The following is a 25,513-nucleotide window of genomic DNA, read 5'->3' as shown; positions in this document are numbered from 1 at the left end:
GACCTTATGAGTCGGCGCAAACGTAGACCATTGCAACAGGCCGATAATCACGACCGCTGGATGGTGTCTTACGCGGATTTCGTGACCTTGCTGTTTGCGTTTTTTGTGGTGATGTATTCGATTTCCTCGGTAAATAAGGGTAAGTACGAAACATTCTCCGAATCGCTGGACCAGGCTCTGTTTCACAACGAGAAGATTCAAAAAGAAGCAGAGCCGATTCAGATTGGTGCGATTCCCACCACGATCCAGCCGATTGAATTGCCAAATTTGATGACGGCCGCGGAAAGAGAGCTGAGCGAAGAAATCATGCAGGAAAAACGCCGGCTGGATGAAGTGTCGCAGGAGTTTCAACGAGCCTTGCAGCCTTTTGTGGAAAGCCAGTTGGTGGGTATCAAACAGCACGATTTCTGGGTGGAACTGGAAATGAATAGCGAGTTACTGTTTGCCAGCGGTAAGGCCGAGCTCTCCAGCAAGGCTGTTCCGGTGTTGCAGAAAGTTGCGGAGGCCGTGCGCGACGTACCCAATGTGATCAATGTCGAGGGATACACCGACAACGTACCGATTTCCACCGGCTTTTATCCATCCAATTGGGACTTGTCCTCAGCCAGGGCAACCAGTGTTGTCAAGGAATTGGTAAAAAACAATATTCCGGCGACACGATTATCGGCTGTGGGCTATGGAGAATTTCATCCGATCGCCGATAACAAAGACGAAGAAGGGCGCTTTAAGAATCGGCGAGTTGTATTAGTGCTGATGTCGCAAGCCTTCGCTCGTTACGGTATGACTGACGACGAACGCGCAAAAGTGCTGAATTTGGCACCGTCGCAGCCTAGCTCGCCACCTGAAACCGCAGTTGAAAAGACGCCGGAAACGCCGGCTCAGTTATGAAAATATGGTCAGTTTCCAATCAAAAAGGCGGAGTCGGTAAAACGACTACCGTGGTGACACTGGGTGGCTTATTGTCGTCCTGGGGGTTCAGGACTTTGCTGGTCGATTTGGATCCCCATGGTTCGTTGACCAGCTATTTCAAGATGAATCCGGATGAGATCGAGCTTGGCGTTTACAATTTATTTCTTGACGCTAGCGAGAAAAAGAAAAACGTCGATCCTCAGGTCTATATCGCCAAAACCGACTTCGACGGTATCGATGTCTTGCCCGCATCCACTGCTATAGCCACCTTGGATAGGCAGGTCGCCGCAATCGGCGGCATGGGCTTGGTGGTTGCTACCGCATTACACAAAGTGGCCGACCAATACGACTATGTGATTATCGATAGCCCGCCGATGTTGGGGGTGTTAATGATCAATGCGCTGGCGGCCTGCGATCATTTAGTGATTCCGGTTTTAGCCGAATTCCTGGCCCTAAAAGGTCTGGATAGAATGGTGCATACCATAAAAATGGTTTTTCATTCCCGGAAAACACCGCCTAAATTCACTATCGTGCCGACCATGTTTGATAAACGCACCAAGGCGGCTCGCGACAGCTTAGCGGCCTTACATCAACAGTATCCAGACAATGCCTGGAGTTCGGTCGTCCCGGTGGATACTAAAGTGCGGGATGCCAGCCAGGCCGGTATTCCCTTACCCCTTTACGACAAAAGCGCGCGTGCGGCCGAAGCCTATGCCGAATTGTTGGAACTGTTATTGCTTGATAAGAGTCCAGACAAAAACTTGGCACCGCATAAATGACTCAGGCAAAACCACCCCCCAGTATCGTTCATCAACAGTTAGCGCTTGATGTGTATCTGCAGACGCTATTGGATGAGGTACCCGAGGCTGAGGAAGCTGTTAGCGTAAAGCCGGCAATATTGCTGGAACAGCTTGTTGTTGAGGAGCCTATCAAATTGCCGGATCCTGCTCCGGTCGTGACCGGCAGTCCAAAAGCAATCTCCAAAGCACTGGTCAGGAACCGGCAACCCAAGCTTGTAGAGCCGGAAATCCCGGCTAAACTACAGGCACTGTCTATCATGCCGGATTGGTCGCAGTATGAGTTTCAGGCTTTGTTTTTTAAGGTTGATAAGCTGATATTGGCAACGCCGCTGATCGAGTTGTCGAGAACGATCAAAATCGACCGCAAGCCCACGAAAATTCCCGGACAACCCTCTTGGTTCTTGGGTTTGCTGGACGAGCATGATAGCCGTATCGGCGTGCTTGATACCCGGCAGCTGATTTTTGGCAAAAGCCGAGGCCTGCAACCGGATAGTGAAGAATATCCGTTCGAGCGCATTTTAATCACCCAGGATAAAAAATGGGGTTTGGTGTGTGATGAAATTCTCTCCATCGGTAAAGTAAAGCCCGATGGGGTCAGATGGCGAACGGCCAGACAAAAAAAACCATGGTTAATCGGTACGGTAATAGACGAGTTGACAGCGATTATCGATGTTAAACAGTTGGTACCGCATAGAAAAAATAGTTAAACAGCATCTGGATAAAGCAAAATGAGCGAAGATAAAAAACAAGGCGACCCTATCATGCAATGGGTGACTTTTTGTCTAGGTGACGAAAAGTACGGTATCAATGTCATGCAAGTACAAGAGGTATTGCGGATTACCGAAATTGCCCCAGTGCCCGGCGCGCCGTCGTATGTATTGGGGATTATCAATTTACGCGGTAATGTGGTGACGGTGATCGATACCCGTAACCGTTTCGGCTTACCTTCCAAAGACACCGATGATGCGTCACGGGTAGTGATCATCGAAACCGACCGGCATATCATCGGCATTTTGGTGGATAGCGTCGCCGAAGTCGTGGAAATGCGCGCTTCCGAGATTGAAACCGCGCCTAACGTCGGCAATGAAGAAAGCTCAAAATACATTCAAGGTGTCACCAGCCGAGATAATCAGTTGTTAATTCTGGTGGATTTGAATAAATTCCTCAGCGACGACGAAAAAGCCGAGCTGGATATGTTTTGATTGCCTAACTAGGCATGCGAGGTGCCAGATGGCCGAGATAACACCGATCACGCCTTTTTCTCCAATACATACCGTATACAAGGTCGAGCGCGAAGAGCGTGAAAAGCGCCAGCCGCAAAAACAACCGCAGACCAAACCCGACCCAAACAAAGACGATAAACAGCCTGCCGAGCATGTTGACGAAATAGTGTGATGAGCGAATATTTAGTGCTGGTTTTGGCGGGGGTAGTCGTATTTATGCTAGCGGTGTTAGTTCGGCTGTTGCGCCAGCAGCAAACACTAAAACAACAATTTCAGCGTCTTGAAGAGCGGGTGCAGCGTAGCAACGAGGATGTGGCCGGCCTTTGCTCTGCCGCTGTGGCTGTTGACCGGCGGCTGGCGGCGAACGACTCGCGATTGAATAGCATTGTCGATCAAGTCAACACGCAACGGCAAACCGTTGCTGACGTGGCGCCCGCTGAACCTATCCCCGCAGGCGGCTATGAAGATGTCATCCAAAAAATCCGCAGCGGGGTTGGCATTGAGGCGCTGGTCCGGGATTGCGGCTTGACCCGTGATGAAGCGGTTTTATTAATGCGTTTGCATGGCGGCGGCAAACGTTCCGGTTTGGGTTAGGCGCTGGTCGTTTCCAGATACTGGTCCACGCCCCGTTCCGCACGAGTTATCGATATATCCGCTACCCTCTGTAACAAACGCCGGTAATTTTCATCGTGTTGACTTCTATCGTTATGCCGGTGCCAAAGATGTAATACCGGTACCGCAAAGCGGCCCTCTTTCCGTTTGACGCCTTGATGAATCAGGCGGATCACCAAGTCCGAATCTTCATATCCCCAGCCTTCGAAGACTTCATCAAAACCGTTTGTTGCCAGGAAATCGTCTTTCCAGACTGCCAGATTGCAGGTCATGGCTTTTTGCCAATTCTGCGATTGCCAATAACGCCAGCTGCGCAGCGGTAAATACAGTAAAGGCAGTAGACGATTGATGCGACCTCGCAGCCGTTGCCATAAAAAAAAACCAAACGACTGCTCATGTAGCGGGATTTTTTGCTTTAGTACCAGTGATGTGTAAGCTTCGTTCAATAACAGCCGGTTGCCCGGAACGAAATAACCGGTTTCGGCCAATTGCCGATGATTTCTAATAAAATCCGGCAGCGCGACGCAATCGCCGTCCATAAACAGCAGATAATCGCCGCGACTGGCGGCAACCGCTTTATTACGAATGGTGCCGGCCCTAAATCCATTATCCTCATGCCAAACGTGCCCTAGTGGAATTTCGCTGGTTTCGATAAAGCCTTTGATCAATTCCTGCGTTGCAGTACCGGAACCGTCATCGGCGATGATGATTTCAAACCGGCGATCTTGTTGAGCCATCAGTGCGCGTAAACAGGCGGAAAGCGCTTCCGGCCAGTTATAGGTGGTGACGATGACAGAAATCAAGCTGTTCATTTGCTGGCTGATTTGCTGCAAAGCTCGCGTAGTTTCAGGTATTTGTAATAACTGCCCTCGGCGTTGGATATGGCCAGCATCAGGCCTTCCGCGCCATCCAAAATGGCTGCCTGGACGAAGTAAGTGCGGATGAAGGTCCACAGGCCCTTGCCGATAGCTTTGCCCAAGCTGGCGCGCTTACCACTTTTAAACATTTTCTCGGCGCCCAGCGAGGAATAAGCGTTGATCTTATGTAACACCTCTGCCGGGTCGACGAAGGCTTCATGCCAAAGCGGGTTATTAAGCCGAAGGATAGCCCCTTTAACCTCAATACGCTCATGCACGACTTCGCTGCTGAACCGTCCGACATCGCGGCGAAACAGCCTAAGCACGTAATCCGGCCACCAGCCGCCATGCTTGATTGGCTTGCCGCAGTAGCTGGATAAGCGGGGGATTTCGAAGCCCTGCACCTCGTTTTGCTGCATGGCTTGCAGGATTTCGGCTTTTAACGCCGGCCCGATTTCTTCGTCGGCGTCGATAGATAGCACCCAGTCGCCGCGCGCCTTATCCAAGGCCCGCTGTTTTTGCGGGCCAAACCCGGGCCAGTCGGTGATGAAGACTTTGTTGGTAAATTGTCGGCAAATCGCGACAGTCTCATCGCTACTACCCGAGTCGAGAACAATGATTTCATCGGCCCAAGCAACCGATGCCAGGCAGCGGCCGATATGTTGCGCCTCGTTTTTGGTGATGACGATAACGCTAAGCATTGGCCTGACGAAGGGTGGAGTCGGCAGGATGACTGAGTAAGGCACCGAGAAAAAACGCCAGCAAATAGCCTTCAGCAAAAGTTTTGAAATGCGAGTTGAACAGGCTTGAAGCACAAATTGCCACCAAAAAACTGGCGGCAATCGGCCCGTAGGGCTTGTTATTCATGCCCTGGCGCAATGCGACGACAATATAAGCAAAGAACAACAGCAAGCCGACCAAGCCGTTTTCCAGCCAAATAAACAGGTATTGATTATGCGGGTCGCTAGTGCTGGTGCCTTGCCATCCCTGGCTTTTGGCCAAGGCATAATTACTGTAGGTCGGCTTGAACGATGACGTGCCATAGCCAAACCAAGGCGCTTTCTCGATGAGTTCCACGGTGTTTTTGTAAAAGACCACCCGAATGCCTACCGATGTTAAATCCTGGCTGCTTTGATAGCCTGATTGTTCGTCCCAGGCCAGTCTGAATCGGTCTTGCAAGGTGTTGGAGCTCAGGCCAAAGGCCACCAGCACGATGGCGGCTATCCCAATAATTTGTGGTAGTTTGCTGTAGCCATATATCGAGCCCAATGCAAAAACCGCGGCGATGGGTACGGCCAAATAGCCACTCCTACCGGTACTGATGAAGAAAATATTGAATAAAAATATGGCAATTCCCGCCCACACGGCACATTTCCAACGAGGGGTTAGCGGTTCCTGCACCAGGAAGATAGCGCATAGCAGGGCCGCCACAAAAGCAGTGCTCTGGGTGGCGTGATTGGTCATGAAAATACCGGCTTCCCGGCCGTCTCTAACGATAAGATCCAACGCCCAAAGCGGCATCGCAATCATGCCAGCCACCACCATGGCGACAAAATAGCTGTAGACAAAACGTTTTTGCCACTGCGATTGCTGAAAAACACCGAGTAGCAGAAACACGTAAAGTAGTTTTTTCCAGCTGGATAAGGTTTCCAATTTGCTGTGCCAGTCTGTTTCGGCGTAAAGCGTGCCGATGATTAACCAGGCAAAGAAAAGCACGATCATTTTTCCGACAGGCTGTTGCCAGGATAACTTAAGGGTCTGCACTGCCTGGCCGGAAAGTAGCCAGAATATCAGCAACGCCACGCTGGCTATGCTGGCAACCGCCGTGGAAACGGGGGCGGCGATAGCAGCGGCAATAGTGAGGCAGCGACAGATGTTGAGCGATGTCTCGGATGTCAGGGGGGATGCAAGCATATTTTGTAGCCTTAGCGCCATAACTGATAAATGTATTTACGCTTGAGTTTTTCCCAGCGGAAAAACAGTCCTTTCAGCCAGATGGGCGGATCGGCTTCCAAAGCACTTTTGAACAGGCCGTTTTTACTGCCTTGTTCGATGACAGGATCTTCCAGCCAAATCATTTGAATGCCGAGCTGTTTGTCGATTTTTTCGAACTGATTGTCAATCGGTTCGGCTATTTTGTTAGTTTTAATCCAGTCTAGTCTCTGGCGGGCGGTGCTGGAATCAATAAGATAGGAATCGGCAAAGCGACCGCGATGCCCGAGATACAGGTATTGATCCGGTTTGCGCTGACTCTTGGGCGTAAAAAAATTACCGCCGGAGCCGACGTAGATGACTTTGTTGTCGGGAAATTGCCCGCTCTGACTGAGCGCGCGTTGCAAACCGAGCTGAATATCCTTACTGAACACGGCATCGTCTTCCAGTACCAAACAGAATCCTTGGCCATTACCGTCCGCAATTCTCTGTAAGGCTGCCACATGCTTTAATGCGCAGGATTGCTGAGCCGTAGTCAGATGATGGTCGTCACGGAAATACTCGGCCACCACGCTGTCTGTCAAATCGCCTATATCCCAGTCGAAAATAAATTCCGCCGACATCCCGAAATCGCGTAGTTGTTGTTCCATGAACATACGGCGTTGACTGAACGCTTTGACATTCAAAACCAAAATGCGGTCAAGGCTAGGCGATTGCATCATGCGAAATTGTAGTTAGGCTGCTGAAAAAAGCGGCGATTATCGACGGTTTTGTGGAAAATAACATCATCGTTATGGCCGTTTGGCTTGCAATGTTTGCGCGATCACGTCGATCACCCGGCCACTGGATAACTGATCAAGGCAGGCGCTGTAGCTCTCACGGTGCCGGTCGCAACCTTCCAGTTGGCAGGGTAGGCAGTTTTGTTCGGTTTGGCCTTGCAGCAGATACACGTTATTTACTTGGCTTGCACCACGAGACGCGAATGGCGTTTTATCTTCGCCGTATCCGCACGGCCAGGGTGCCCATTTTTCCGGATCGGTGGGTCCGAATAAGGCAAAAGTCAGTGTGCCGGTGGCCGCCGCCAAGTGGGTGATGCCGGTGTCTGGGCCGACGAAGAATGCGGCTTTGCCAATCAAGGCGGACAATTGCGCCAGCGACAGATGACCGGCAAGATTGATGACATCTGTTGGCAGTTGTTGCTGTATTTCTCGCAAGGCTGCCAACTCGGCGGGATTGCCGCTGCCGGTTAATACGACTTTAAAACCTTGCCGGTCTAAAAAGGCGATGAGCTCGCACCAGCCCTCGGCGTGCCACTGTTTATAGCGCCATTGCGGCATAATATGTAGAACGACGTAGGGATCAGTTATGCTGGGTATCGGCGTCGAGCTTTGCGGCGGAGTCAGGCGATAGCAAGGCGCTATTCCCAGTAACTTGCAGAAGCGCAAGTTTTCCAAGACGGCGTGACCGTAATCGCTGCTAAATACCAGCCAGCGCTTGAGTAGCGCTTTTTTCCACCAAGCCTTAGTAGCATCGCCAGGCACAAAGCCGATGCTGGTTTTGCCGGCTATCGCTGCGCACAAAGTTGGCCGGTCGCCGGCTTGCGTGGAAATGGCTAAATCGTAACGGCGAAACAGGCTGAATAACAATTTGCCGAATGCCAAACCGCCGGGCTTGCCCGCTACGGTTAATAAGCGCCGGATGTCGGGATTGCCTTCCAGCATACCGGCGTTGCTGGCCGGCAGTAAAACGTCAATGTCGGCGTTTGGATAGGCTTGCTTCAGCGACGAGATGAGTGGGGTAACCAGCAGCGTATCGCCCAGATATCGCAGGGTTATCACCAAAATGCGTTTAGGTTGTATATTGAGCGGTTTTTGGTTGGGCATGGAACGCTGGCTGATCAACATGGCTGTACATTTTAAAGGTAAACAGTATTGAACACGTTACAAAATTCGCGCAAAACCATGACGGACGGGCAGGTGTACAAACGCTTGTTAGCGTTTGTGTTGCCGTATTGGCGTTTATTTTTGGTAACTGCCATCGGTTTTGCGATCTATGCCGCAACCGAGCCGGCGGTGGTGATGATTATTCAGCGCATCATCGACAGCTTTGGGGCGCCGGATCGGGGAGATATTCAATATCTGCCGCTGGCCTTCGTGGTGTTGTTTCTGGTACGCGGCATAGGCTCGTTTTTGGGTAATTATTACCTGGCGCGAATTTCCGGCAATTTGATTCACAAGCTGCGTTGCGAGATTTTTAATCAGTACACCCGCTTGTCGGTGCAATATTTCGATGCGCATAACAGCGGCTACATGATTTCGCGGATTACCAATAATATCGGCGAAGTCACGCGGGCGACGTCCGATTCGATTCGTTCTTTCGTGCGCGAAGGTTTTACTGCGGTTGGCTTGCTGGGTTATCTGGCTTATACCAACTGGCAGCTCTCCTTGGTGTTTTTGGCGATAGCACCGGTGGTAGCGATCATGGTGCGTTATGTCGGCAAACGTTTAAAACGCTTAAGCCGCAACATGCAGGATACGGTCGGCGATTTGACGCATATCACCTCGGAAATGGTCTCCGGAAACCGTATCGTAAAAAGTTTCGGCGGGGAAGATTACGAGCGGCAACGCTTTAAGAAAGCCAGTCTGGAAAATCGTGGTCAACATCGCAAGCTGATCATGACAGTGTCGTTAAATAACCCATTGATGCAACTGGTCATTTCTTTTGCTTTGGCCGGCATGATGTATTTGGCCTTGATCATGATGAAATCATCTAGTCCGGGTGAATTTGTCGGCTTTTTTACCGCGGCGTTCTTGTTGCCCAAACCGATTCGGCAATTGAGCGATGCCAATTCCGAGATCCTGCGCGGTATCGCGGCGGCGGAGTCTTTGTTCGAAGTATTGGACGAGCCGGCGGAAATCGATGGTGGCGACTATCAGGTTGAGCGCAGCCAGGGTCGCATCGAATTCAAGAATCTCAGTTTTAGCTATCCCGGTAGTGAAACCCCGGCATTGAATAATATTAATGTGACAATTGAACCCGGCCAGACCGTAGCTTTGGTGGGGGCGTCCGGCGGCGGCAAAAGCACGATGATTAACCTGTTGCCACGTTTTTACGACTACGAGCAGGGCGAGATTTTGATCGACGGCGTGGAGTTAAAACGTTACCGTCTGGACAGTTTGCGCCGACAGATTGCCTTGGTCACGCAGAATGTTACCTTGTTCAACGCTTCCGTCGCGAATAATATCGCCTATGGCGCGTTACAAGGCGCGGCCAGAGAGCAGATAGAGCAGGCCGCGGTCGATGCCTATGCGATGGACTTTATCAGCAAAATGCCGCAAGGATTGGAAACCGAAATCGGTGAGAACGGCGTGAAACTGTCCGGCGGCCAACGCCAGCGCTTGGCCTTGGCGCGAGCTTTGTTAAAAGATGCGCCGATTTTGATTCTGGATGAAGCCACCTCAGCGCTGGATACCGAATCGGAGCGCTATATTCAGGCGGCATTAAATCGGGTGATGCAAGGCCGCACGACTTTGGTGGTGGCGCATCGCTTGTCCACCATCGAGAGTGCGGACGTGATCTTGGTAATGGACAAAGGCCGGATTGTCGAACAAGGTTCGCATCGCGAACTGTTGGCTCGCGATGGGGCGTATGCCAAATTGCATAAGATGCAGTTTCAGGATGGCGGTCAAACAGAGCAGCCGGAGACTGCTGTCGGGCAGGAGTGAAGAGTCAGCCGGCGGCTCAGATGATCCGCCGGCTGGGATAGGCGTTTAAAATTGTTTGGAGTTTTTGCTGTTGCGGAATATCAGCGGCTTTTCCCGGTCGGACAAGGCGAGTTCGCGCGCCGAATCAATCGCGGCGTCAATTCTGTGTCGCTCCGGCGATTTGCTGCATACCGGGTCAGTACTGTACATGTCGCCATTGAACAAGAAGGCCTGGCAGCGGCAACCGCCGAAGTCTTTAAGCTTCTCGTCGCAGCTGCGGCAAGGCTCCTGCATCCACTCGGTGCCGCGGAAGAAGTTGAAGGTTTTCGACTCATTCCAGATTTCTTCGATGCTGAAATCCTTGACGTTCGGGCAATCTAGGCCGGGCAATTCGCGAGCCGAATGGCAGGGCAACGCGGTACCGTCCGGGGCGATGGTCAAAAACGTCGTGCCCCAACCGTTCATGCAGGCTTTTGGCCGGTCTTCGTAGTAGTCTGGCACCACGTAATAAATTTTCATTTTGCCGGCTACTTTTTCTTTATAAGCCTGGGCAATTTTTTCCGCTTCCTGAAACTGCTCGCGGGTGGGCAGCAAGGCGTCTCGATTCAAATGCGCCCAGCCGTAATATTGGGTGTTGGCCAGTTCCAGATAATCGGCGCCGAGGTTTTCGGCCATCTGCAAAATTTCCGGCATTTGGTGAATATTTTCGCGGTGGATCACCACACACAGCACCATTGGATAGCCGTGTTTCTTGATCAGCTTTGCCACTTCTTGCTTATGCTGATAAGTCGAAGTGCCGGCGATGTGGTCGTTCAGTTCCTGGGTGCTGGCCTGAATACTGATCTGGATATGGTCCAAACCGGCTTGTTTCAATTCGACGATTTTTTCTTCGCTCAAGCCATAACCCGAAGTGATCAGGTTGGAGTAATAACCCAGTTCGCGCGCGTATGCTACCAATTCTGTCAAGTCCTGGCGGGTTAGCGGTTCGCCGCCGGAAAAGCCTAGCTGTACCGCACCCATTTTGCGCGCTTGGCTTAATACGCGCTTCCAATCCTCGGTACTTAATTCGTTCGGATATTTAGCGTAATCCAAGGGGTTGGAGCAATAAGGGCATTGCAGCGGGCACTTGTAGCTCAGTTCCGCCAGCAGCCAGCGCGGTGGGGTGATATTAAGCTTGTCTGATCCAGCCATTTTGCAATGCTACGTTCAAAAAATTAGTGATGTCGTTGGTCAGGCCGGAGGTGGCGAATTTCTCCTCCAGTTCGCTGACGATTTGTGCCAGCAGCCGGCTACCGTCGCATAGCTTGAGGATTTCTGCCGAACTTTGGTCTAACTCGACCATGCCTTCGGGATAGAGAATCACATATTTTTGCTGGGCTTCTTCCCATTGCAGCCTGTGCAGGGGCGAGAATTGGATAAGTTGGTCTGGGGCGATGGTCATGGGGTTCCGGTGTTTAAGCAAACGCCTGGAGAATCAGGTCGTTTCGATGTCTTCAAAAATTTCCGCGAGCGGCAGGCTGAGGCTCAAACTGTGTAGTTGGCAATCGACGTCGCCTATGTAATCGTGCAGTAGCCAATCGTTTTCGGCTGTGCGGCGGAAGCACTCGACGCGGCGCGCGTCGATGTCGACGATCAGGTATTCCTGTAGCGACGCGAGTTTGCGGTAGGCGGCGAATTTGCCGCCGCGGTCGTAAGCAGCGGTCGAGTCGGATAGAACTTCGACGATCAGCGTTGGGTTGGAAATATATTGCTGGTTGCCTAGATCGCCAGGATGGCAGGATACCATCACATCAGGATAGAAAAACGCTTCGGCTGCTTCGACTTTCAATTTCAAATCTGCGATATAAGGCCGGCAAAACGTGCCGCGTAAGCGTTGTTTCAAGGCGGATGCGATATTCAGGCTGACGACGACATGATCCTGTCGAGCTCCCGTCATCGCAAACACTTCGCCGGCGACGAACTCGTGCTTCTCGGCCTGGGTTGCTTCCCAAGCCAGATAATCCTCGGCACTAAAATGAAGTCGCTCGGCGGTTTGCATGGTTATTTTTCGATATTGAAATACGGCGGCATGTCGGCGACATAAGCCAGATACATCGCATCGGCCATGCTCCACAATACATCCAGTTTAAATTTCAGAATTTGCACCATGCGTTCCTGCTGTTCGCGGGTTTTGTACCAGTCTAGCGTCAGTTCCAAGCCGTGTTCCACATCGCGGCGGGCTTCGGTCAGGCGTTTGCGGAAGTAAGTGTAACCCTCTTGTTCTACCCAAGGATAGACGTCGGGCCAGTTGTCCAAGCGCTGTTGATGAATTTTGGGGGCGAATAGTTCCGTTAGAGAGGAACTGGCGGCTTCATGCCACTCGGCGCGGCGGGCGAAATTGACGTAAGCGTCCACGGCAAAACGTACGCCGGGCAGCACGTGTTCCAGCGAAGTAATTTCTTCGCGGCTCAGGCCAACCGCGATGCCTAAACGTATCCAGGCTTCGATGCCACCCGGGTCGCCGGGATGGCCGTCGTGGTCGAGTATGCGTTGAACCCATTTGGCGCGGGTTTCTCGATCAGGACAGTTGGCCATGATATTGGCGTCCTTGATCGGAATCATCACCTGGTAATAAAAGCGGTTGGCTACCCAGCCTTGCAATTGTTGCTTGGTCAGTTTGCCTTCATTCATCAGCGTGTGCATCGGATGATGGATGTGGTAGAACTTTTCCATCCCACGCAATTTGGCTTCGAATTCTTCGCGGCTCCACGGTTGATTATCTGCAGTCATGTCACACCTTTTTATAAGTCAATTTCCAGTCCGTCGTAAGCCACTTCGATGCCGTTGGCATCCAGGGTTTTACGCTCCGGCGAATCTTCGTCGAGAATCGGGTTGGTGTTGTTGATATGAATCAAAATCTGGCGAGCGTTCGCCACGCCATTCAATACTTCAATCATGCCGCCAGGCCCGGACTGCGGCAAGTGGCCAATGTCGCGAGCACGTTTTTGGCTAATGCCGCGTGTCACCATTTCGTCATCGGTCCAGAAGGTACCGTCTACCATTAGACAGTCAACGTTCAGCATCGCTTGCAGGACGTGAGGCTCGATCTCACCGAGGCCGGGTGAGTAATACAGTTTTTTACCGGTGGAAATTTGCTCGACGATGACGCCGATGTTGTCGCCGTCGTGCGGATCGTGGCGGTGCGGCGAATAGGGCGGTGCCTTGCTTTTCAGGGCGTGGGCATAAATGCGGATGTCATCAATGCCGGGAATCTCGAACGGGGTTTCGTCGCAGGCAATCGGATGGTGATTGACGGTGCAATAGTCTTTCAACATGTTGAATAGCGGAAAACCGCTAGTCAAATCCTGCCTGACCATCTCGGTACAATACACGTTCAACGGTTTGCCTTCGCGCAGCATCAGCATGCCGGTGGTATGGTCGATCTGGCTGTCGATCAAGAGCACGGCCTTGATACCGGTATCGCGGATGCCTTCTTTAGGCTGAATGGCGGGAAACGCCTCCAATTGGGCGCGAATGTCCGGCGAGGTGTTAAACAGCAGCCAGTTGCGGTTGTCGGTACTGATCGCGATTGATGACTGGGTGCGGGCTTTGCCGTTGAATTGGCCATTACGCAGGCGTCGGCAATTGTCGCAGTTGCAGTTCCATTGCGGAAAGCCGCCGCCGGCGCCGGCGCCGAGAACTCTAATCTTCATGTTTGCCTAAGGGGAATGATGAATGAGCGCCGCATGATACGGGATTAAAAAACGCCAGGCAAAAAAAAGGGGCAGGAAAATGCCCCTTTTTTATCGTCATCCCTAAGGATTAACGGTTGTAGATGTACATGGTAACTTCAAAACCGAAACGCATGTCATTGTAAGCTGGTGTTTCCCATTTCATTTATATACCCTCCAGAGGTTTTGTTGTTGTGTGCGATAGCTTGATCGAGAAAGCTGCGCCGAAGTATACGATGAAGTTTTTCTTTGCGCAACAGAGCAATCAAACCGGAACTAACAGCACTTGGAGCGATGTCTCTGCGCTTAAGTTCCCGGCCTTACCAGGCCATTTTCAGCGCAAGTGCCAACAGCACAATCGCAAAGTAACGCTTCAATTTTTGCGCCGGCAAACTGTGCGCCAATTTGGCGCCTAACGGTGCGGTAAATATGCTGGTTAAGACTATGCCGGCGAAGGCGGGCAGGTACAGATAGCCGAAACTGCCAACAGGTAAATGACTATCTTGCCAACCCAATACCGCGTAACTGGTCGCAGCCGCCAGGGCAATAGGGATTGCGCAGGTGCTGGAGGTGGCGACCGCGTTTTTCATCGGCAGGCCGTTGCTCGCCAGATAAGGTACGGTCATGGTGCCGCCGCCGATGCCTAAAATGGCTGATAGTACGCCGATCAACAGACCCATCGGGTAATCCAGGGAGAATTTGGCTGGGTGTGATGACGCTTTGTTGGGCTTGGGTATAGCCATTTGTACGCTGGTATATATTAGATACGCAACAAAAAACCAACGGAGTGAGTCGGCGCTGATATATTCGGCCAATACGGCACCGCCAACGGCGCCCAGCAGCATGCTCGGGGCTAAATGTTTTGCCCGATGCCAGTCGATGTTCCCAAGTTTGTGGTGAGTACGCACAGAGGCCAGCGAAGTAAATATTGCGGTTGCTAAAGATGTGGCCACGGCGATCAGCATGATTTGCTCGGGATCAAAGCGCTGAGCTTGGAACGCCCACACCAGCACCGGCACAATCAATGCGCCGCCGCCTATACCGAACAAACCGGCGGCGACGCCGGCTAGAATGCCCAGTAAAAGGCCGGCTAAAAAAATTTCCGTCATGATGATTAATGGCTGGGGAATAAGCAAAGCACTATGATAGCGACTCATTTATACTGTGTCTTTTGATCCATTAAGTAGGCGAGTGGCTAAGGCATGAAAACGTATCTGGTCGGCGGCGCAGTTCGCGACCGTTTGCTGGATTTTCCGGTTAAGGAGCGTGACTGGCTGGTGGTAGGTGAGACTGCGGACAGTATGCTGGCCGCCGGTTTTCGGCCGGTGGGCAAAGACTTTCCGGTATTTTTGCATCCTATCGATCACGAAGAATATGCCTTGGCGCGTACCGAGCGTAAAACGGCTCCGGGTTACAAGGGATTTGCGGTGCATGCGTCACCGGATGTGACGCTGGAAGAGGATTTATTGCGACGGGATTTAACCGTCAATGCAATGGCAATGACGGATGACGGCGAATTGATTGATCCGTTTCATGGACGGCGCGATTTGGAAAACCGCATCTTGCGCCATGTGTCACCCGCTTTTAGTGAAGACCCGGTGCGGATCTTGCGTGTGGCCCGTTTCGCTGCCCGTTATGCCCATTTGGGCTTTATTGTCGCCGAGGAAACGCTGGAATTGATGCGCAAGATGGTAGTGGCCGGCGAAGCGGATTTTCTGGTTGCCGAGCGGGTGTGGGCCGAATTGCACAAAGCCTTATTGGAGCGAACGCCGGCGGCGTTTTTCCAGGTATTGAAAGACTGTGGCGCTTTGCGAGTGGTTTTTCCCGAGCTCGACGCTTTATTCGGCGTACCGCAACCGGAGAAATATCATCCGGAAATCGATACCGGCGTGCATGCCTTGATGGTGCTGGAGCAGGCGGCGCGGCTTTCCGAAAAGCCAGAGGTACGCCTGGCGGCCTTGTTACATGATCTAGGTAAGGCCTTGACCCCCAGCCAGCATTGGCCCAGCCATCATGGGCATGAGCAAAAAGGTTTGCCGGTGCTTGCCAAACTGTGCCAAAGATTGCGGGTGCCGAATCATTTTAAATCGCTGTGTGCGCAGGTCATGCAATACCACACCCATTGCCACCGGGCTTTGGAATTGCGGGCGGATACCTTGACCGATATGTTGCAAACCCTGGGCGCATTCAAGCCCGATAGCCATTTGGCTGAATTTCTCCAGGCGTGCGAAGCCGACGCGCGCGGCCGGACCGGATTCGAAGACCGGCCCTACCCGCAAGCCGACTACATTCGCTCGGCGGCACTGGCGGCCACGGCTGTCGATACCTCGGCGGCTTTGCTGAAAGGCTTGCAAGGCGAACAGATTGGACTCGCCATCCGCAAATTGCGGACTCAGGCCATCAACGATTACAAACAACGCTATCAGCAACTAACAATCGAATCAGCATGAATGCCATCCTGGTCTCCGCCGGCTTATTGATTTGCAGCAACGTCTTTATGACCTTTGCCTGGTACGCACATCTAAAGGAATTGAATAACAAACCGTGGTTGCTGGCCGCATTCGTCAGTTGGGGCATCGCCCTATTCGAATATCTGTTACAAGTGCCCGCCAATCGCATTGGTTACACCCAGTGCAGTGTTGCCCAACTGAAAATTATGCAGGAAGTGATAGCGCTGAGCGTCTTTGTACCGTTCTCGGTGTATTACATGAAAGAACCGTTGAAACTGGATTATCTCTGGGCCGGGCTATGTTTGCTGGGTGCGGTGTTTTTTATGTTCAGAGCCAAATTAAGCTGAAATTGAACGGAATGGAATAACAATAATAATGGGTGAACAGCATGCTTAGTTACCGCCACGGCTTCCACGCCGGCAATTTTGCCGATGTTTTAAAGCACAGTCTGCTGACGCTGGCGATCAACGCTTTGAAACAGAAAGACAAACCGTTTGTTTACATCGATACCCACGCCGGAGCCGGTAAATATTCTTTTAAATCCGAGTTTGCCCAAAAAACCGGCGAATACCAGCAAGGCATCGCCAAACTTTGGGACAGCCAGGACACGCCGCCGGAATTAAAAGATTATCTATCCGCGGTACGTGCGGAAAACACCGGACGGCAACTGGTGCGTTACCCCGGCTCACCGCAATTGGTCAAGCGTTTGGTCAGGCAACAAGACCGCTTGGTATTGTCCGAATTGCATAGCAGCGATGTCGAAGCCCTTCAACAATTGTTCGCCGGCGACAAGCAGGTCAGCGTCTCCAAGGAAGACGGCTTGCAAACCTTGAGCAAAAAATTACCACCCATCCAAAAGCGCGGCTTGATTCTGATCGATCCCAGTTACGAAATGCGCGACGAATACAAAAAAATCGTTGCCGCGCTGGCGACCGCATATAAACACTTCGCTACCGGTGTTTATGCGCTGTGGTATCCGGTCATCGACCGCGCGGCCACTGAAAACTTCATGCGGCAACTAGAGCAAAGCGGTATTCCTCGCCAACTGCGCATCGAGCATTGTATAGCCGATGACGGGCCGGGGCGCGGCATGACCGGTTCCGGCATGTTATTCATCAATCCGCCGTGGCAACTGGATAGTCAAGCCGAAGCCTTGTTGCCTTGCTTGAATCAAGCGTTGGCGGATGGCCGGGGGCATTGGCGGGTAGAGTGGCAGGTGCCCGAAGCGACAGTGGCGAGCGCGGTAAGGAATTAGCCATGATTAGAAAGAATCTCGACTTGATCATCGTCGGTTTTGTGGTACTTGCTATCGTCATGTACGATGTGACGTTGGAGCTGCTGGGTGAATTGATGCATCTGGTGTTCGAAGGATTTCATGTGGCCTTCGAGTATGTCGAATTAGGTATTGAAGAAGCCGTCGAATTGGTATTCCACGTTTTGGATGTTGGTGAAATCATCGAGTATCTATTCGAGTCCGACCGCCACGGTAGCCAGGTGGTAACGTTTTATATTTTGGTCACCATTGCGTGGTTCGGTTTTTATCGACTCTCGAAATTAGTTCCCCGGCTTTGGGCCTCTTTTAAGCAAATGCTTTTGAATACCTGGGTACGGCGGAAGACCGAATTAGAGTTGTATTGGCTGTCGCTGACGATAAGGGACAAGGTGACTATCGCTTTTACTGCCGTGGCTGTTGCTTATATCGCGTCATTTTTCGTGATGTGATGGCGTGCACCGTTGACGAAACCGTTTTATTTTTAATTTTCTTATGCCATTACTAGAACAAGTTACCCAATCCATTCTGGCCGGCAACGGCCTGCAAACCCAGGACGTAGACCGAGTGATGGCGGCGCTGCTCAGTGCGCCGGTCGACGCGGCCGATATTTATTTTCAGTCCAGTCATTTCGAGTCCTGGTCCATGGAGGGCGGCATTATCAAGGAAGGTAGTCATTCCATAGAACACGGCGCCGGAGTGCGCGTGGTGAGCGGCGATAAGACCGGCTTTGCTTACAGCGACCGCATCGAATTGCCGATTCTGCTGGAGGCCGCCAATAACGTCAAAGCCATTGTCAGACACGGTCAGCAGGCGCGGCGCCAGATCGAAGTCGCCAAGAGTTGGCCGCAGTTATACCAACCGGTTAATCCGTTAAAGTCTCTGGACGATCAGGCAAAAATCGACTTACTAAAACGTGTCGATAGCGAAACCCGTAAACTGGACAGCCGCATCGAAGAGGTGATGGTCAGTTTGATTGCCGCTTATGACAGCGTGCTGATTGCCAATCAGGATGGCTCGTTGGCGGCCGATGTGCGGCCCTTGGTGCGGATGAACGTGACGGTGATTATGGTCGAAAACGGTCGCCGCGAGCAGGGCAGCATGGGCGGCGGCGGGCGCAGCGATTACAGCTTTTTTCTGGAAAATGACCGGGCTTTCGAATACGGCCGCGAAGCGGTGCGTTTGGCCCAGGTTAATTTGCAGGCCCAGGAAGCACCGGCCGGCAATATGACCGTGGTGTTGGGGCCGGGCTGGCCGGGGATTTTGTTGCACGAGGCCATCGGCCACGGTTTGGAAGGCGACTTCAACCGCAAAGGTACTTCAGCATTTAGCGGCCGAGTCGGCGAACGGGTGGCGTCGGATTTATGCACCGTGGTCGACGACGGTACACTGGTTGGGCGGCGCGGCTCCTTGAATATCGACGACGAAGGCACGCCCACCGAAAATACCGTACTCATCGAAAAAGGCATTTTAAAGGGCTATATGCAAGACAAACTCAATGCGCGCTTGATGGGCGTAAAACCCACCGGCAACGGCCGCCGGGAATCGTATGCGCACTTGCCGATGCCGCGCATGACCAATACCTACATGCTGCCGGGGCAGAGCGATCCGGAAGAAATTATCCGTTCCGTTAAGAAAGGCTTGTACGCCCGTAACTTTGGCGGCGGGCAGGTGGATATTACCTCCGGCAAATTCGTGTTTTCCACCAGCGAAGCCTACTTGATCGAAGACGGCAAAATTACCCGCCCCGTGAAAGGCGCCACGCTAATTGGTAATGGTCCGGATGTGTTGACCAAAGTATCCATGGTCGGCAACGACATGGCCCTGGATAGCGGCGTAGGCACTTGCGGCAAGGATGGGCAAAGCGTACCGGTCGGCGTCGGTCAGCCCACCTTGAAAATCGATGGTCTAACCGTCGGCGGCACCAGCGTTTAATGCCTCGGGCCGCTCGGCCTCGGCCCACACCTGCAATCGAATTCTAAGAGACTTACCGTGCAAAATCAGGAAGAAATTAATCGCTTAAAAAATGTCGTTCAACAGTTATTGGACGAAGCCAAACAACAAGGCGCCAGTGGCGCCGAAGCGGCGTTCAGCGTAGACAACGGGCTGTCGGTGTCGGCGCGGCTAGGGGAAGTGGAAACCGTCGAGTATCACTGCGATCAAGGCATCGGGGTTACCGTTTATTTCGGCCAGAAAAAGGGTTCGGCCAGTACCAACGATATTTCCAGTGATTCGCTAAAAGAAACCGTCAAGGCAGCCTGTAGTATCGCCCGTTACGCCAGCGACGATGCCTATTCCGGCTTGCCGGATGCCGAGTTATTGGCAACCGAGTTTCCGGATCTGGAGCTGAACCACCCCTGGGATATTAACGCCGAGCAAGCCATCAATATCGCCATCGAATGCGAAAACATCGCCCGCGGCTACGATAAAGCGATTAGCAATTCCGAAGGCGCGTCGGTGAATACGCATCAAGGCACGCGGGTATTCGGTAATTCGCTGGGCTTTTTGCAAGGTTACCAATCCAGCCGGCATTCTCTAAGTTGCTCGGTGCTGGCCGGCAGCGGCGACGCGATGCAGCGCGATTATTGGTACAGCGTGGCGCGTGATGCGGCAGCTCTGGAATCGGCTAGACAAGTCGGCGAAAAAACCGCGCAACGCACCATAGCTCGCTTGAACGCCCGTAGTCTGAGTACGAGGCAGTGTCCGGTATTGTTTGCATCGGAAATGGCGTCCGGTTTGATCGGGGCGTTGATCGGTGCGATCAGCGGCGGCAGTTTATATCGGAAATCTTCGTTTTTGCTGGATACGCTGGATACGCAAATTTTGCCGGATTTCGTGCGCATTCATGAGCAACCCTTCCTGCGCGGCGCGCTGGGCAGCGCCAGTTACGACTCGGAAGGTGTCGCGACTAAGGCCAGGGATATTGTCAGCGACGGTATTTTAAGATCGTACGTGCTCAGCACCTACTCGGCCCGCAAGTTGGGCATGCAAACCACCGGCAATGCCGGCGGCGTGCACAACTTGACCGTCGAACCCGGCAGCAACGATTTTGCCGGCATGCTGAAATTGCTGGATACCGGTTTGCTGGTCACCGAATTGATGGGGCAGGGCGTGAACCGGGTGACCGGCGACTATTCGCGCGGCGCCTCGGGGTTTTGGGTGGAAAACGGCGTTATTCAATACCCGGTACAGGAAATCACGATTGCCGGAAATTTAAAGTCCATGCTGCGCAACATCGTCGCCATCGGCAACGATGTGGATTTGCGCGGCAATATCCGGGTGGGCTCGATTTTGCTGGAACAGATGGCGATTGCGGGCGAGTAAATGCCCGGTGGGTTGTCTGTTCAGCCGCTATATAAGTCTAAGCGTCTCAGACGACTTCGGCATTATTAACCCGGCCCTTAAATCCTGTTTGCACTGTCGAGAGGCAATCCAGCCAGGGCTTCCGCTCAGCCCGAACGGAATACCCGTGATAATTAGGGCCGGGTTAATAGTCAATCAACCCGTTACGCCAGGGGTCAGTAAAAAGTGGCCTGCGGGGAGTTTTTCTGGGTATGTGTAAGGGCTAGCCTTGTTTTCCTCGACCCAGCGTTTTTCCGCTATCGACTCGAAAGGCGGCGGCAATTCGCCCTGCAGCGACCAAAGATCGAACGGAGTTTCGTCAATTGAAATCTCCCAATCGAAACCACGCTCTTTGACAAAAGGCGCAATCACGTCGTCAAGCGTTCGCATCCACCATTCTCGTATGATTGGCCCCGGCAATGTCCGGGCGATTTGGTCAACCTTAAAGCGAATAAACTTGTCATTCCGCACGCCACCGACAAAACAATTGCCTTTAACCACTTCTTCGAAAATAACGACGGCGTAAAATCTTGGGATTGGCACCGCCGCATAGACGCTGGTGATTTGTTCAGCCAGTTCCTGTTTGTCTTCTGCGCTGAAGGCTCCGCTGGGATGGTAGACTTTCCACAAAGGCATGATGATTCTCCTGATAATTGAGTAAGTTTTGGTGATCCACTGACCGCCTTGTTGTTCTTAATCAGCATCCCGCCAAAAACTGAGGCTTGATGCACGATTGAGAGTGAGGCGACGCCACCGCGTTGACTTGCAAATTCCTTGGGGGGATCTAAGCGCCGGCGGCTGCGTCGGCGGTAAATCTATGCCTGAGGAGGCAAACGGTAAAATGCTTTGTATTCATGCGCCTATGAAAATAATTGATGCCAAACGCCCCAGGCATTTTCGGTAACATAGCCTGCGTTTACATTCCGGAAACCCAGCCATGGCCGACTTAAGAACGTTTGATTTGAATCTATTGATCGCCTTCGATCTGCTGATGAAGGAACGCAACGTGTCGAGGGCCGCGGAAAAAATGTTCATTAGCCAATCGGCAATGAGCCACGTGCTGCAACGCTTGCGGCAACAATTGGAAGACCCCTTGCTGGTGAAAACCCCGGAGGGTATGACTCCGACGCAACGCGCCCTGTCCCTGGTGGCTCCCGTAACAGCGGTACTTAAAGAGGTGGAAAGCTTGATTCGCGCGCCGGCGCCGTTCGATCCCGCCACCTGCCGGCGCGCTTTTACCATTGCGGCAACGGATTACGTGGAAGCCTTGCTCTTGCCGATACTGGCGCCGCGCATCGCCCGCCAGGCGCCCGGCGTGGATATTCATTTCAAACGTACCAGCAGCCGCTTTCCTATTAATGCCTTGGAGCAAAGCGAGATAGACCTGATACTGGGTTTTGAGGTGATGTTGAATCCACCCAAGCATCTACATTGCGAACGCCTGTTCGACGATTTCATGGTCTGCGTGGCCCGCATCGGTCACCCGCGCGTGAATACGGTATTGACGCTGGAAGACTATATCGACTTGCCGCATATTCTGCTATCCAGAACCGGGGCCGGCATGGGCCAAGTGGACGCCTGGTTGGCGGAACACGGCCGCGAGCGGCGAGTGGCGCTGACCGTGTCGCATTTTCTGTCCGCATCGTTGATCGTGGCACAAACGGACATGGTCATGGCTTTTCCCAAACGAACGGCCGAGCAATTCGTCCGGAACTTGCCATTGCAATGGGTGCCCTTGCCGCTGGATTTACCGCATTACGATACGGTCCTGGTCTGGCATCCGCTGCAAGACCAGGACCTTGCCAACCGCTGGCTAAGGGATGAAATTCGCGCCGCTTGCGCCATGCTGGACCATCATTCCCCAAACTTCGGTTCACCCAGTTCGGGAAAATAGCGGTCTTGAATGCGCCGACAATAATCGACTAAAGCGGATTGCGTTAAGGCGTAATCCTTGACGGGCGAACTGACCGGGCAGGCCAATAGATTGATCAATAAGCCGAAGGTCGAAGCATCGACGCTGCTGGGCCGGTCTCCCAACAAAAACGCCTTGCCGTGAAGCGCGGCGGCAAGAGCCGCCACATCGCGCCGACCTAATTCGAAAATGTCGGCAGCGGCTAGTCGGCCAATGCCATGGCCGCGTAGTTGTCCCCGAATCCGCCGCTTATAGATTGCGGCAACTATGTCCATCATGGGTTGGGACAAACCTTGAAAGATCGCCTGCTTATTGATCTGCCAATTCTCCGCTCCGTATTGCCAGCGGCTATACATGCACACCCAATACAAATGTTCTTCCAATAAGCGTTGCCAGGCCAGAGCTTGCGCATTTTGCTCGGCCGACAGATGCCCATCCAGGCTATCGCCGTAATGCTGTTGCAGATAGCGAATAATCATCCGGCTATCGGCAAGCTTTTGGCCGTTGTCTTCTATAAAAGGTAGTTTGCCCAATGGGGCATAAAGCGGCAGGGTTTCAGCGATCCGATACTCGATGCCGGCCATGCGCAGATAAGTTTCCAGCTTTACGCAAAACTGGCCTGGATTGGGGATGTTCCAGGCTCTGGGAAATTGATACAACGTAATCATGCGGAACTTTGTTTATGTCTCTGTAAACACTGGCGACAGGCTCCGTAGAAATAGCTGGTCATTGCATCCTCTATAAAACAAACGGTGTCGTGATCGAATAGTACCATGCAGTGTTTGGCTGAATCCGGCTCTTGACATGCGGTTGGTCTATACGCAGAAATGGGCCAAAGATTAGCCACCATCCGGCAACACAAAGCGAATCGGCCGTGAACCGATCTTTGCACCCGTCACCTCGTCGATGGCCACCGGTTTAATTGCCTGCCCGGTTTCGGCGTCCTCGATATACACCAGTTTGCCGCCACTACGGTGTTGGCTACCCCATGCACCTATCATGATCAACACCGGCAGAAAATCGCGGCCGGCGGCCGTCAACACATACTCCTCGCGCGGCGGACGCTCCGAGTAAAGCCGCTTTTCCAAGATACCTTCCTCTGTCAGCGTCGCCAAGCGCCGGGTCAACATCGTCGGCGCGATACCCAGGCTTTTCCGAAACTGGTCGAAGCGCGTCAGGCCAAAATGCGCGTCCCGCAGAATCAATAGACTCCAGGCGTCGCCGAGAAAAGCCAGGCTGCGCGCGATAGGGCAAGGATCAGCACAAATATTTTTATCGTTCATACGTTTTTAGTAGTGACTTAATATTAAATTGATAGTAACATTGATTTCAAAATGATAGTAACACTTAAGCGATAGACAATCCACCTCACGGGAGACTTGATATGAATAATAAAGACCAAGCCGTAGCCTTGATCACCGGTGCATCCTCCGGCATTGGGTTGGTAACGGCCAAGGCCCTGCAACGCGCGGGTTACCGCGTATTCGGCACCAGCCGCAAGGCAGCGGCAAGCGTCGACGGCATCACGATGCTGAGCTGCGACGTCAGCGACGAAGCCTCGGTAAACGACACGGTAGCCGAGGTCTTGAAACAGGCCGGACGCATCGATCTGCTGGTCAACAATGCCGGCGTCGGCTTGCTAGGAGGCGCGGAAGAATCGTCCACCGCGCAAGCCCAGGCTTTGTTTGACGTCAACGTCTTTGGCATTACTCGCGTGACCAATGCCGTGTTGCCGGCCATGCGCAGCCAAGGTAAAGGCAGAATCGTCAATATCAGCTCCGCCCTTGGTTTTATCCCAGCGCCTTACAACGCGCTGTATGCCGCGACCAAGCATGCGGTCGAAGGCTATTCCGAATCGCTGGACCACGAACTGCGCAGCTTCGGCATCCGGGTGGTCCTGGTTGAACCGGGATATACCCGCACCGCGTTCGAAGCCAGTCTAACCAAGCCCGATCAACCGCTGGCCGTCTACGACTCGGTGCGTGCCGGTATGGAAGTGGTCATGCGCAACGGCGTGAATGCGGGCGACGCTCCGCAGGTGGTCGCCGACACGGTGTTGAAAGCCGCGACTGCCGTGGCTCCCAAAAGGCGCTATACCGCCGGAAAACAGGCAACCCAAGTGCGCGTTCTGCGCCGTTTCATGCCGGAAGCCTTGGTGGACAAGAGCTTGCGCCAGTTTAACCAGCTGCCGATAGTCTGAATGATTGGAAGATAAGCACATGATCTATTCATCTAAGAATGCCATGACAGTGGGTAAGCATGTCCGAGAAGGAACGGTAGCGATATGAGTCTTGTGACAGAAACCGGCGCCGGGCTCAATGGCTTAAACCAGTTGCGCGCCCTGATGGCCTCCGAGCGTAAGCCGGGAATGTTGATGTCGCTGGATTTCGAGCTGGTGGAAGTCGATCTAGGCAAAGCCGTGTTTGCCGGCAAGCCTGGCGAACATGCTTATAACCCCCTGGGCACCGTTCACGGCGGCTATGCGGCCACTTTGCTGGATTCCGCCTGCGGCTGTGCCGTTCATTCCAGACTAACCGGAAAGCAGGCCTATACCACCTTGGAATTGAAAATTGCCTATCATCAGGCCATGACCAAGCACACGGGCTTGGTAAGAGCGGAAGGCAGGGTTTTGTCGTTAGGTAAGCGAGTCGCTTTTGCCGAAGCCCGTCTGATTGATGCAGAAGACCAGCTCTATGCCTCGGCGTCATCGACATTATTGATTTTCGGGCGAGAGGCTAATTGATGGCCATTGCTTTGCCGAACCATTGCAGCGTAATTCCCCTGCAGCCGTC

General features: G+C 52.8%; 31 protein-coding genes. 16 read left to right on the top strand and 15 right to left on the bottom strand.

Going from position 1 to position 25,513, the window contains the following annotated elements; genetic code table 11:
• Nucleotides 1-6 precede the first annotated feature (6 nt).
• Genes motD through CWO84_RS13745 form a run of 6 tightly spaced genes read left to right on the top strand, consistent with a single transcriptional unit; the run spans nucleotide 7 to nucleotide 3,526 of the window.
• Nucleotides 7-888, top strand: a complete 882-nt coding sequence (gene motD / locus CWO84_RS13765) for a flagellar motor protein MotD (RefSeq protein WP_101053269.1) — start codon at nucleotides 7-9, stop codon at nucleotides 886-888.
• Entirely contained in the window at nucleotides 885-1,688 is an 804-nt protein-coding gene (locus CWO84_RS13760) for a ParA family protein (RefSeq protein ID WP_101053267.1), read from the top strand. Before motD ends, CWO84_RS13760 begins: the two co-directional genes overlap by 4 nt.
• Entirely contained in the window at nucleotides 1,685-2,416 is a 732-nt protein-coding gene (locus CWO84_RS13755; protein ID WP_101053265.1) for a chemotaxis protein CheW, read from the top strand. The genes CWO84_RS13760 and CWO84_RS13755 overlap by 4 nt, the downstream gene beginning before the upstream one ends.
• A 21-nt stretch (nucleotides 2,417-2,437) precedes the next feature.
• Entirely contained in the window at nucleotides 2,438-2,911 is a 474-nt protein-coding gene (locus CWO84_RS13750; RefSeq protein WP_033159399.1) for a chemotaxis protein CheW, read from the top strand.
• Between the two features lie 28 nt (nucleotides 2,912-2,939).
• Nucleotides 2,940-3,104, top strand: coding sequence for a hypothetical protein (locus CWO84_RS24410; protein ID WP_165786323.1), 165 nt, complete (start codon nucleotides 2,940-2,942; stop codon nucleotides 3,102-3,104).
• The gene (locus CWO84_RS13745; protein WP_033159398.1) at nucleotides 3,104-3,526 is read left to right on the top strand and encodes a DUF2802 domain-containing protein; all 423 of its coding nucleotides are present in this window, start codon (nucleotides 3,104-3,106) and stop codon (nucleotides 3,524-3,526) included. Before CWO84_RS24410 ends, CWO84_RS13745 begins: the two co-directional genes overlap by 1 nt.
• Here CWO84_RS13745 and CWO84_RS13740 read toward each other — a convergent pair.
• The 5 genes from CWO84_RS13740 to CWO84_RS13720 all read right to left on the bottom strand — a co-directional run bounded on the left by CWO84_RS13740 (nucleotide 3,523) and on the right by CWO84_RS13720 (nucleotide 8,237).
• Complete coding sequence (locus CWO84_RS13740) at nucleotides 3,523-4,377, bottom strand: glycosyltransferase family 2 protein (RefSeq protein WP_346426967.1); 855 nt, start codon at nucleotides 4,375-4,377, stop codon at nucleotides 3,523-3,525. The genes CWO84_RS13745 and CWO84_RS13740 overlap by 4 nt on opposite strands.
• Nucleotides 4,353-5,102 carry a glycosyltransferase family 2 protein gene (locus CWO84_RS13735; protein ID WP_101053261.1) on the bottom strand — a complete coding sequence of 250 codons (750 nt, stop codon included), beginning with the start codon at nucleotides 5,100-5,102 and terminating at the stop codon, nucleotides 4,353-4,355. Before CWO84_RS13735 ends, CWO84_RS13740 begins: the two co-directional genes overlap by 25 nt.
• The gene (locus CWO84_RS13730; protein WP_101053289.1) at nucleotides 5,095-6,315 is read right to left on the bottom strand and encodes an O-antigen ligase family protein; all 1,221 of its coding nucleotides are present in this window, start codon (nucleotides 6,313-6,315) and stop codon (nucleotides 5,095-5,097) included. The genes CWO84_RS13735 and CWO84_RS13730 overlap by 8 nt, the downstream gene beginning before the upstream one ends.
• A gap of 11 nt (nucleotides 6,316-6,326) precedes the next feature.
• On the bottom strand, nucleotides 6,327-7,052 hold the full coding sequence (locus CWO84_RS13725) for a glycosyltransferase family 25 protein (protein ID WP_240618054.1): 726 nt from the start codon (nucleotides 7,050-7,052) through the stop codon (nucleotides 6,327-6,329).
• Between the two features lie 72 nt (nucleotides 7,053-7,124).
• Nucleotides 7,125-8,237: a glycosyltransferase family 9 protein gene (locus CWO84_RS13720; protein ID WP_051670517.1), complete on the bottom strand. Its 1,113-nt coding sequence runs from the start codon at nucleotides 8,235-8,237 to the stop codon at nucleotides 7,125-7,127.
• Nucleotides 8,238-8,294: 57 nt separating this feature from the next.
• On the opposite strand from CWO84_RS13720, the gene msbA reads away from it, so the two are divergent.
• Nucleotides 8,295-10,058: a lipid A export permease/ATP-binding protein MsbA gene (gene msbA, locus CWO84_RS13715; protein WP_033159394.1), complete on the top strand. Its 1,764-nt coding sequence runs from the start codon at nucleotides 8,295-8,297 to the stop codon at nucleotides 10,056-10,058.
• 45 nt (nucleotides 10,059-10,103) lie between these two features.
• On the opposite strand, the gene pqqE is transcribed toward msbA, so the two are convergent.
• From pqqE to CWO84_RS13680, 7 genes are all read right to left on the bottom strand, one after another.
• A complete protein-coding gene (gene pqqE, locus CWO84_RS13710; protein WP_033159393.1) occupies nucleotides 10,104-11,228 on the bottom strand; it encodes a pyrroloquinoline quinone biosynthesis protein PqqE in 1,125 nt (374 codons plus the stop codon).
• Nucleotides 11,206-11,478 carry a pyrroloquinoline quinone biosynthesis peptide chaperone PqqD gene (pqqD, locus tag CWO84_RS13705; RefSeq protein WP_101053259.1) on the bottom strand — a complete coding sequence of 91 codons (273 nt, stop codon included), beginning with the start codon at nucleotides 11,476-11,478 and terminating at the stop codon, nucleotides 11,206-11,208. The genes pqqE and pqqD overlap by 23 nt, the downstream gene beginning before the upstream one ends.
• A 33-nt stretch (nucleotides 11,479-11,511) precedes the next feature.
• Nucleotides 11,512-12,075, bottom strand: coding sequence for a Uma2 family endonuclease (locus tag CWO84_RS13700; RefSeq protein WP_033159391.1), 564 nt, complete (start codon nucleotides 12,073-12,075; stop codon nucleotides 11,512-11,514).
• Nucleotides 12,076-12,077: 2 nt separating this feature from the next.
• Nucleotides 12,078-12,806 (bottom strand): pyrroloquinoline-quinone synthase PqqC, encoded by a 729-nt coding sequence (gene pqqC, locus CWO84_RS13695; protein WP_033159390.1) that lies wholly within the window; start codon nucleotides 12,804-12,806, stop codon nucleotides 12,078-12,080.
• Between the two features lie 11 nt (nucleotides 12,807-12,817).
• Nucleotides 12,818-13,729: a pyrroloquinoline quinone biosynthesis protein PqqB gene (gene pqqB / locus CWO84_RS13690; RefSeq protein ID WP_101053257.1), complete on the bottom strand. Its 912-nt coding sequence runs from the start codon at nucleotides 13,727-13,729 to the stop codon at nucleotides 12,818-12,820.
• 109 nt (nucleotides 13,730-13,838) lie between these two features.
• Nucleotides 13,839-13,913: a pyrroloquinoline quinone precursor peptide PqqA gene (gene pqqA / locus CWO84_RS13685; protein WP_054760176.1), complete on the bottom strand. Its 75-nt coding sequence runs from the start codon at nucleotides 13,911-13,913 to the stop codon at nucleotides 13,839-13,841.
• A 154-nt stretch (nucleotides 13,914-14,067) separates the two neighbouring features.
• The gene (locus tag CWO84_RS13680; RefSeq protein WP_033159421.1) at nucleotides 14,068-14,856 is read right to left on the bottom strand and encodes a sulfite exporter TauE/SafE family protein; all 789 of its coding nucleotides are present in this window, start codon (nucleotides 14,854-14,856) and stop codon (nucleotides 14,068-14,070) included.
• 93 nt (nucleotides 14,857-14,949) lie between these two features.
• On the opposite strand from CWO84_RS13680, the gene CWO84_RS13675 reads away from it, so the two are divergent.
• Genes CWO84_RS13675 through pmbA form a run of 6 tightly spaced genes read left to right on the top strand, consistent with a single transcriptional unit; the run spans nucleotide 14,950 to nucleotide 20,791 of the window.
• Complete coding sequence (locus CWO84_RS13675; RefSeq protein ID WP_033159388.1) at nucleotides 14,950-16,197, top strand: multifunctional CCA addition/repair protein; 1,248 nt, start codon at nucleotides 14,950-14,952, stop codon at nucleotides 16,195-16,197.
• On the top strand, nucleotides 16,194-16,544 hold the full coding sequence (locus CWO84_RS13670; protein WP_033159387.1) for a DMT family protein: 351 nt from the start codon (nucleotides 16,194-16,196) through the stop codon (nucleotides 16,542-16,544). The genes CWO84_RS13675 and CWO84_RS13670 overlap by 4 nt, the downstream gene beginning before the upstream one ends.
• 41 nt (nucleotides 16,545-16,585) lie before the next feature.
• Nucleotides 16,586-17,452, top strand: coding sequence for a 23S rRNA (adenine(2030)-N(6))-methyltransferase RlmJ (locus CWO84_RS13665; protein WP_033159386.1), 867 nt, complete (start codon nucleotides 16,586-16,588; stop codon nucleotides 17,450-17,452).
• A 2-nt stretch (nucleotides 17,453-17,454) separates the two neighbouring features.
• A complete protein-coding gene (locus CWO84_RS13660; protein ID WP_033159385.1) occupies nucleotides 17,455-17,919 on the top strand; it encodes a hypothetical protein in 465 nt (154 codons plus the stop codon).
• Nucleotides 17,920-17,962: 43 nt separating this feature from the next.
• Nucleotides 17,963-19,402, top strand: coding sequence for a metalloprotease TldD (gene tldD / locus CWO84_RS13655; RefSeq protein WP_101053255.1), 1,440 nt, complete (start codon nucleotides 17,963-17,965; stop codon nucleotides 19,400-19,402).
• 57 nt (nucleotides 19,403-19,459) lie between these two features.
• Nucleotides 19,460-20,791: a metalloprotease PmbA gene (gene pmbA, locus CWO84_RS13650; RefSeq protein WP_033159383.1), complete on the top strand. Its 1,332-nt coding sequence runs from the start codon at nucleotides 19,460-19,462 to the stop codon at nucleotides 20,789-20,791.
• Nucleotides 20,792-20,965: 174 nt separating this feature from the next.
• On the opposite strand, the gene CWO84_RS13645 is transcribed toward pmbA, so the two are convergent.
• Entirely contained in the window at nucleotides 20,966-21,445 is a 480-nt protein-coding gene (locus CWO84_RS13645) for a tautomerase family protein (protein ID WP_033159382.1), read from the bottom strand.
• Nucleotides 21,446-21,746: 301 nt separating this feature from the next.
• Here CWO84_RS13645 and CWO84_RS13640 point away from each other — a divergent pair, with 301 nt between their 5' ends.
• Entirely contained in the window at nucleotides 21,747-22,703 is a 957-nt protein-coding gene (locus tag CWO84_RS13640) for a LysR family transcriptional regulator (RefSeq protein WP_101053253.1), read from the top strand.
• Here CWO84_RS13640 and CWO84_RS13635 read toward each other — a convergent pair.
• The gene (locus tag CWO84_RS13635; protein WP_101053251.1) at nucleotides 22,664-23,389 is read right to left on the bottom strand and encodes a glutathione S-transferase family protein; all 726 of its coding nucleotides are present in this window, start codon (nucleotides 23,387-23,389) and stop codon (nucleotides 22,664-22,666) included. The genes CWO84_RS13640 and CWO84_RS13635 overlap by 40 nt on opposite strands.
• A 171-nt stretch (nucleotides 23,390-23,560) precedes the next feature.
• Nucleotides 23,561-24,004, bottom strand: coding sequence for a helix-turn-helix domain-containing protein (locus tag CWO84_RS13630; protein ID WP_101053249.1), 444 nt, complete (start codon nucleotides 24,002-24,004; stop codon nucleotides 23,561-23,563).
• Between the two features lie 101 nt (nucleotides 24,005-24,105).
• On the opposite strand from CWO84_RS13630, the gene CWO84_RS13625 reads away from it, so the two are divergent.
• Nucleotides 24,106-24,921, top strand: coding sequence for an oxidoreductase (locus tag CWO84_RS13625; protein ID WP_101053247.1), 816 nt, complete (start codon nucleotides 24,106-24,108; stop codon nucleotides 24,919-24,921).
• A gap of 84 nt (nucleotides 24,922-25,005) precedes the next feature.
• Nucleotides 25,006-25,464 (top strand): PaaI family thioesterase, encoded by a 459-nt coding sequence (locus tag CWO84_RS13620; RefSeq protein ID WP_101053245.1) that lies wholly within the window; start codon nucleotides 25,006-25,008, stop codon nucleotides 25,462-25,464.
• Nucleotides 25,465-25,513 lie beyond the last annotated feature (49 nt).

The organism is Methylomonas sp. Kb3 (assembly GCF_002834115.1).
GTDB classification, from domain to species: domain Bacteria; phylum Pseudomonadota; class Gammaproteobacteria; order Methylococcales; family Methylomonadaceae; genus Methylomonas; species Methylomonas defluvii.
This window is presented reverse-complemented; position numbering and strand designations above follow the sequence as displayed.

Coding starts and splice junctions, on each gene's coding strand:
- CWO84_RS13700 (WP_033159391.1), bottom strand. CDS start 12,075: ATGCAAACCGCCGAGCGACTTCATTTTAGTGCCGAGGATTATCTGGCT.
- CWO84_RS13640 (WP_101053253.1), top strand. CDS start 21,747: ATGGCCGACTTAAGAACGTTTGATTTGAATCTATTGATCGCCTTCGAT.
- CWO84_RS13675 (WP_033159388.1), top strand. CDS start 14,950: ATGAAAACGTATCTGGTCGGCGGCGCAGTTCGCGACCGTTTGCTGGAT.
- CWO84_RS13635 (WP_101053251.1), bottom strand. CDS start 23,389: ATGATTACGTTGTATCAATTTCCCAGAGCCTGGAACATCCCCAATCCA.
- motD (WP_101053269.1), top strand. CDS start 7: ATGAGTCGGCGCAAACGTAGACCATTGCAACAGGCCGATAATCACGAC.
- CWO84_RS13745 (WP_033159398.1), top strand. CDS start 3,104: ATGAGCGAATATTTAGTGCTGGTTTTGGCGGGGGTAGTCGTATTTATG.
- pqqB (WP_101053257.1), bottom strand. CDS start 13,729: ATGAAGATTAGAGTTCTCGGCGCCGGCGCCGGCGGCGGCTTTCCGCAA.
- CWO84_RS13645 (WP_033159382.1), bottom strand. CDS start 21,445: ATGCCTTTGTGGAAAGTCTACCATCCCAGCGGAGCCTTCAGCGCAGAA.
- pqqD (WP_101053259.1), bottom strand. CDS start 11,478: ATGACCATCGCCCCAGACCAACTTATCCAATTCTCGCCCCTGCACAGG.
- msbA (WP_033159394.1), top strand. CDS start 8,295: ATGACGGACGGGCAGGTGTACAAACGCTTGTTAGCGTTTGTGTTGCCG.
- CWO84_RS13750 (WP_033159399.1), top strand. CDS start 2,438: ATGAGCGAAGATAAAAAACAAGGCGACCCTATCATGCAATGGGTGACT.
- CWO84_RS13760 (WP_101053267.1), top strand. CDS start 885: ATGAAAATATGGTCAGTTTCCAATCAAAAAGGCGGAGTCGGTAAAACG.
- CWO84_RS13620 (WP_101053245.1), top strand. CDS start 25,006: ATGAGTCTTGTGACAGAAACCGGCGCCGGGCTCAATGGCTTAAACCAG.
- CWO84_RS13625 (WP_101053247.1), top strand. CDS start 24,106: ATGAATAATAAAGACCAAGCCGTAGCCTTGATCACCGGTGCATCCTCC.
- CWO84_RS13630 (WP_101053249.1), bottom strand. CDS start 24,004: ATGAACGATAAAAATATTTGTGCTGATCCTTGCCCTATCGCGCGCAGC.
- CWO84_RS13730 (WP_101053289.1), bottom strand. CDS start 6,315: ATGCTTGCATCCCCCCTGACATCCGAGACATCGCTCAACATCTGTCGC.
- CWO84_RS13720 (WP_051670517.1), bottom strand. CDS start 8,237: ATGTTGATCAGCCAGCGTTCCATGCCCAACCAAAAACCGCTCAATATA.
- CWO84_RS13665 (WP_033159386.1), top strand. CDS start 16,586: ATGCTTAGTTACCGCCACGGCTTCCACGCCGGCAATTTTGCCGATGTT.
- pqqC (WP_033159390.1), bottom strand. CDS start 12,806: ATGACTGCAGATAATCAACCGTGGAGCCGCGAAGAATTCGAAGCCAAA.
- CWO84_RS13660 (WP_033159385.1), top strand. CDS start 17,455: ATGATTAGAAAGAATCTCGACTTGATCATCGTCGGTTTTGTGGTACTT.
- CWO84_RS24410 (WP_165786323.1), top strand. CDS start 2,940: ATGGCCGAGATAACACCGATCACGCCTTTTTCTCCAATACATACCGTA.
- CWO84_RS13755 (WP_101053265.1), top strand. CDS start 1,685: ATGACTCAGGCAAAACCACCCCCCAGTATCGTTCATCAACAGTTAGCG.
- CWO84_RS13670 (WP_033159387.1), top strand. CDS start 16,194: ATGAATGCCATCCTGGTCTCCGCCGGCTTATTGATTTGCAGCAACGTC.
- tldD (WP_101053255.1), top strand. CDS start 17,963: ATGCCATTACTAGAACAAGTTACCCAATCCATTCTGGCCGGCAACGGC.
- CWO84_RS13725 (WP_240618054.1), bottom strand. CDS start 7,052: ATGCAATCGCCTAGCCTTGACCGCATTTTGGTTTTGAATGTCAAAGCG.
- CWO84_RS13735 (WP_101053261.1), bottom strand. CDS start 5,102: ATGCTTAGCGTTATCGTCATCACCAAAAACGAGGCGCAACATATCGGC.
- pqqE (WP_033159393.1), bottom strand. CDS start 11,228: ATGGCTGGATCAGACAAGCTTAATATCACCCCACCGCGCTGGCTGCTG.
- CWO84_RS13680 (WP_033159421.1), bottom strand. CDS start 14,856: ATGACGGAAATTTTTTTAGCCGGCCTTTTACTGGGCATTCTAGCCGGC.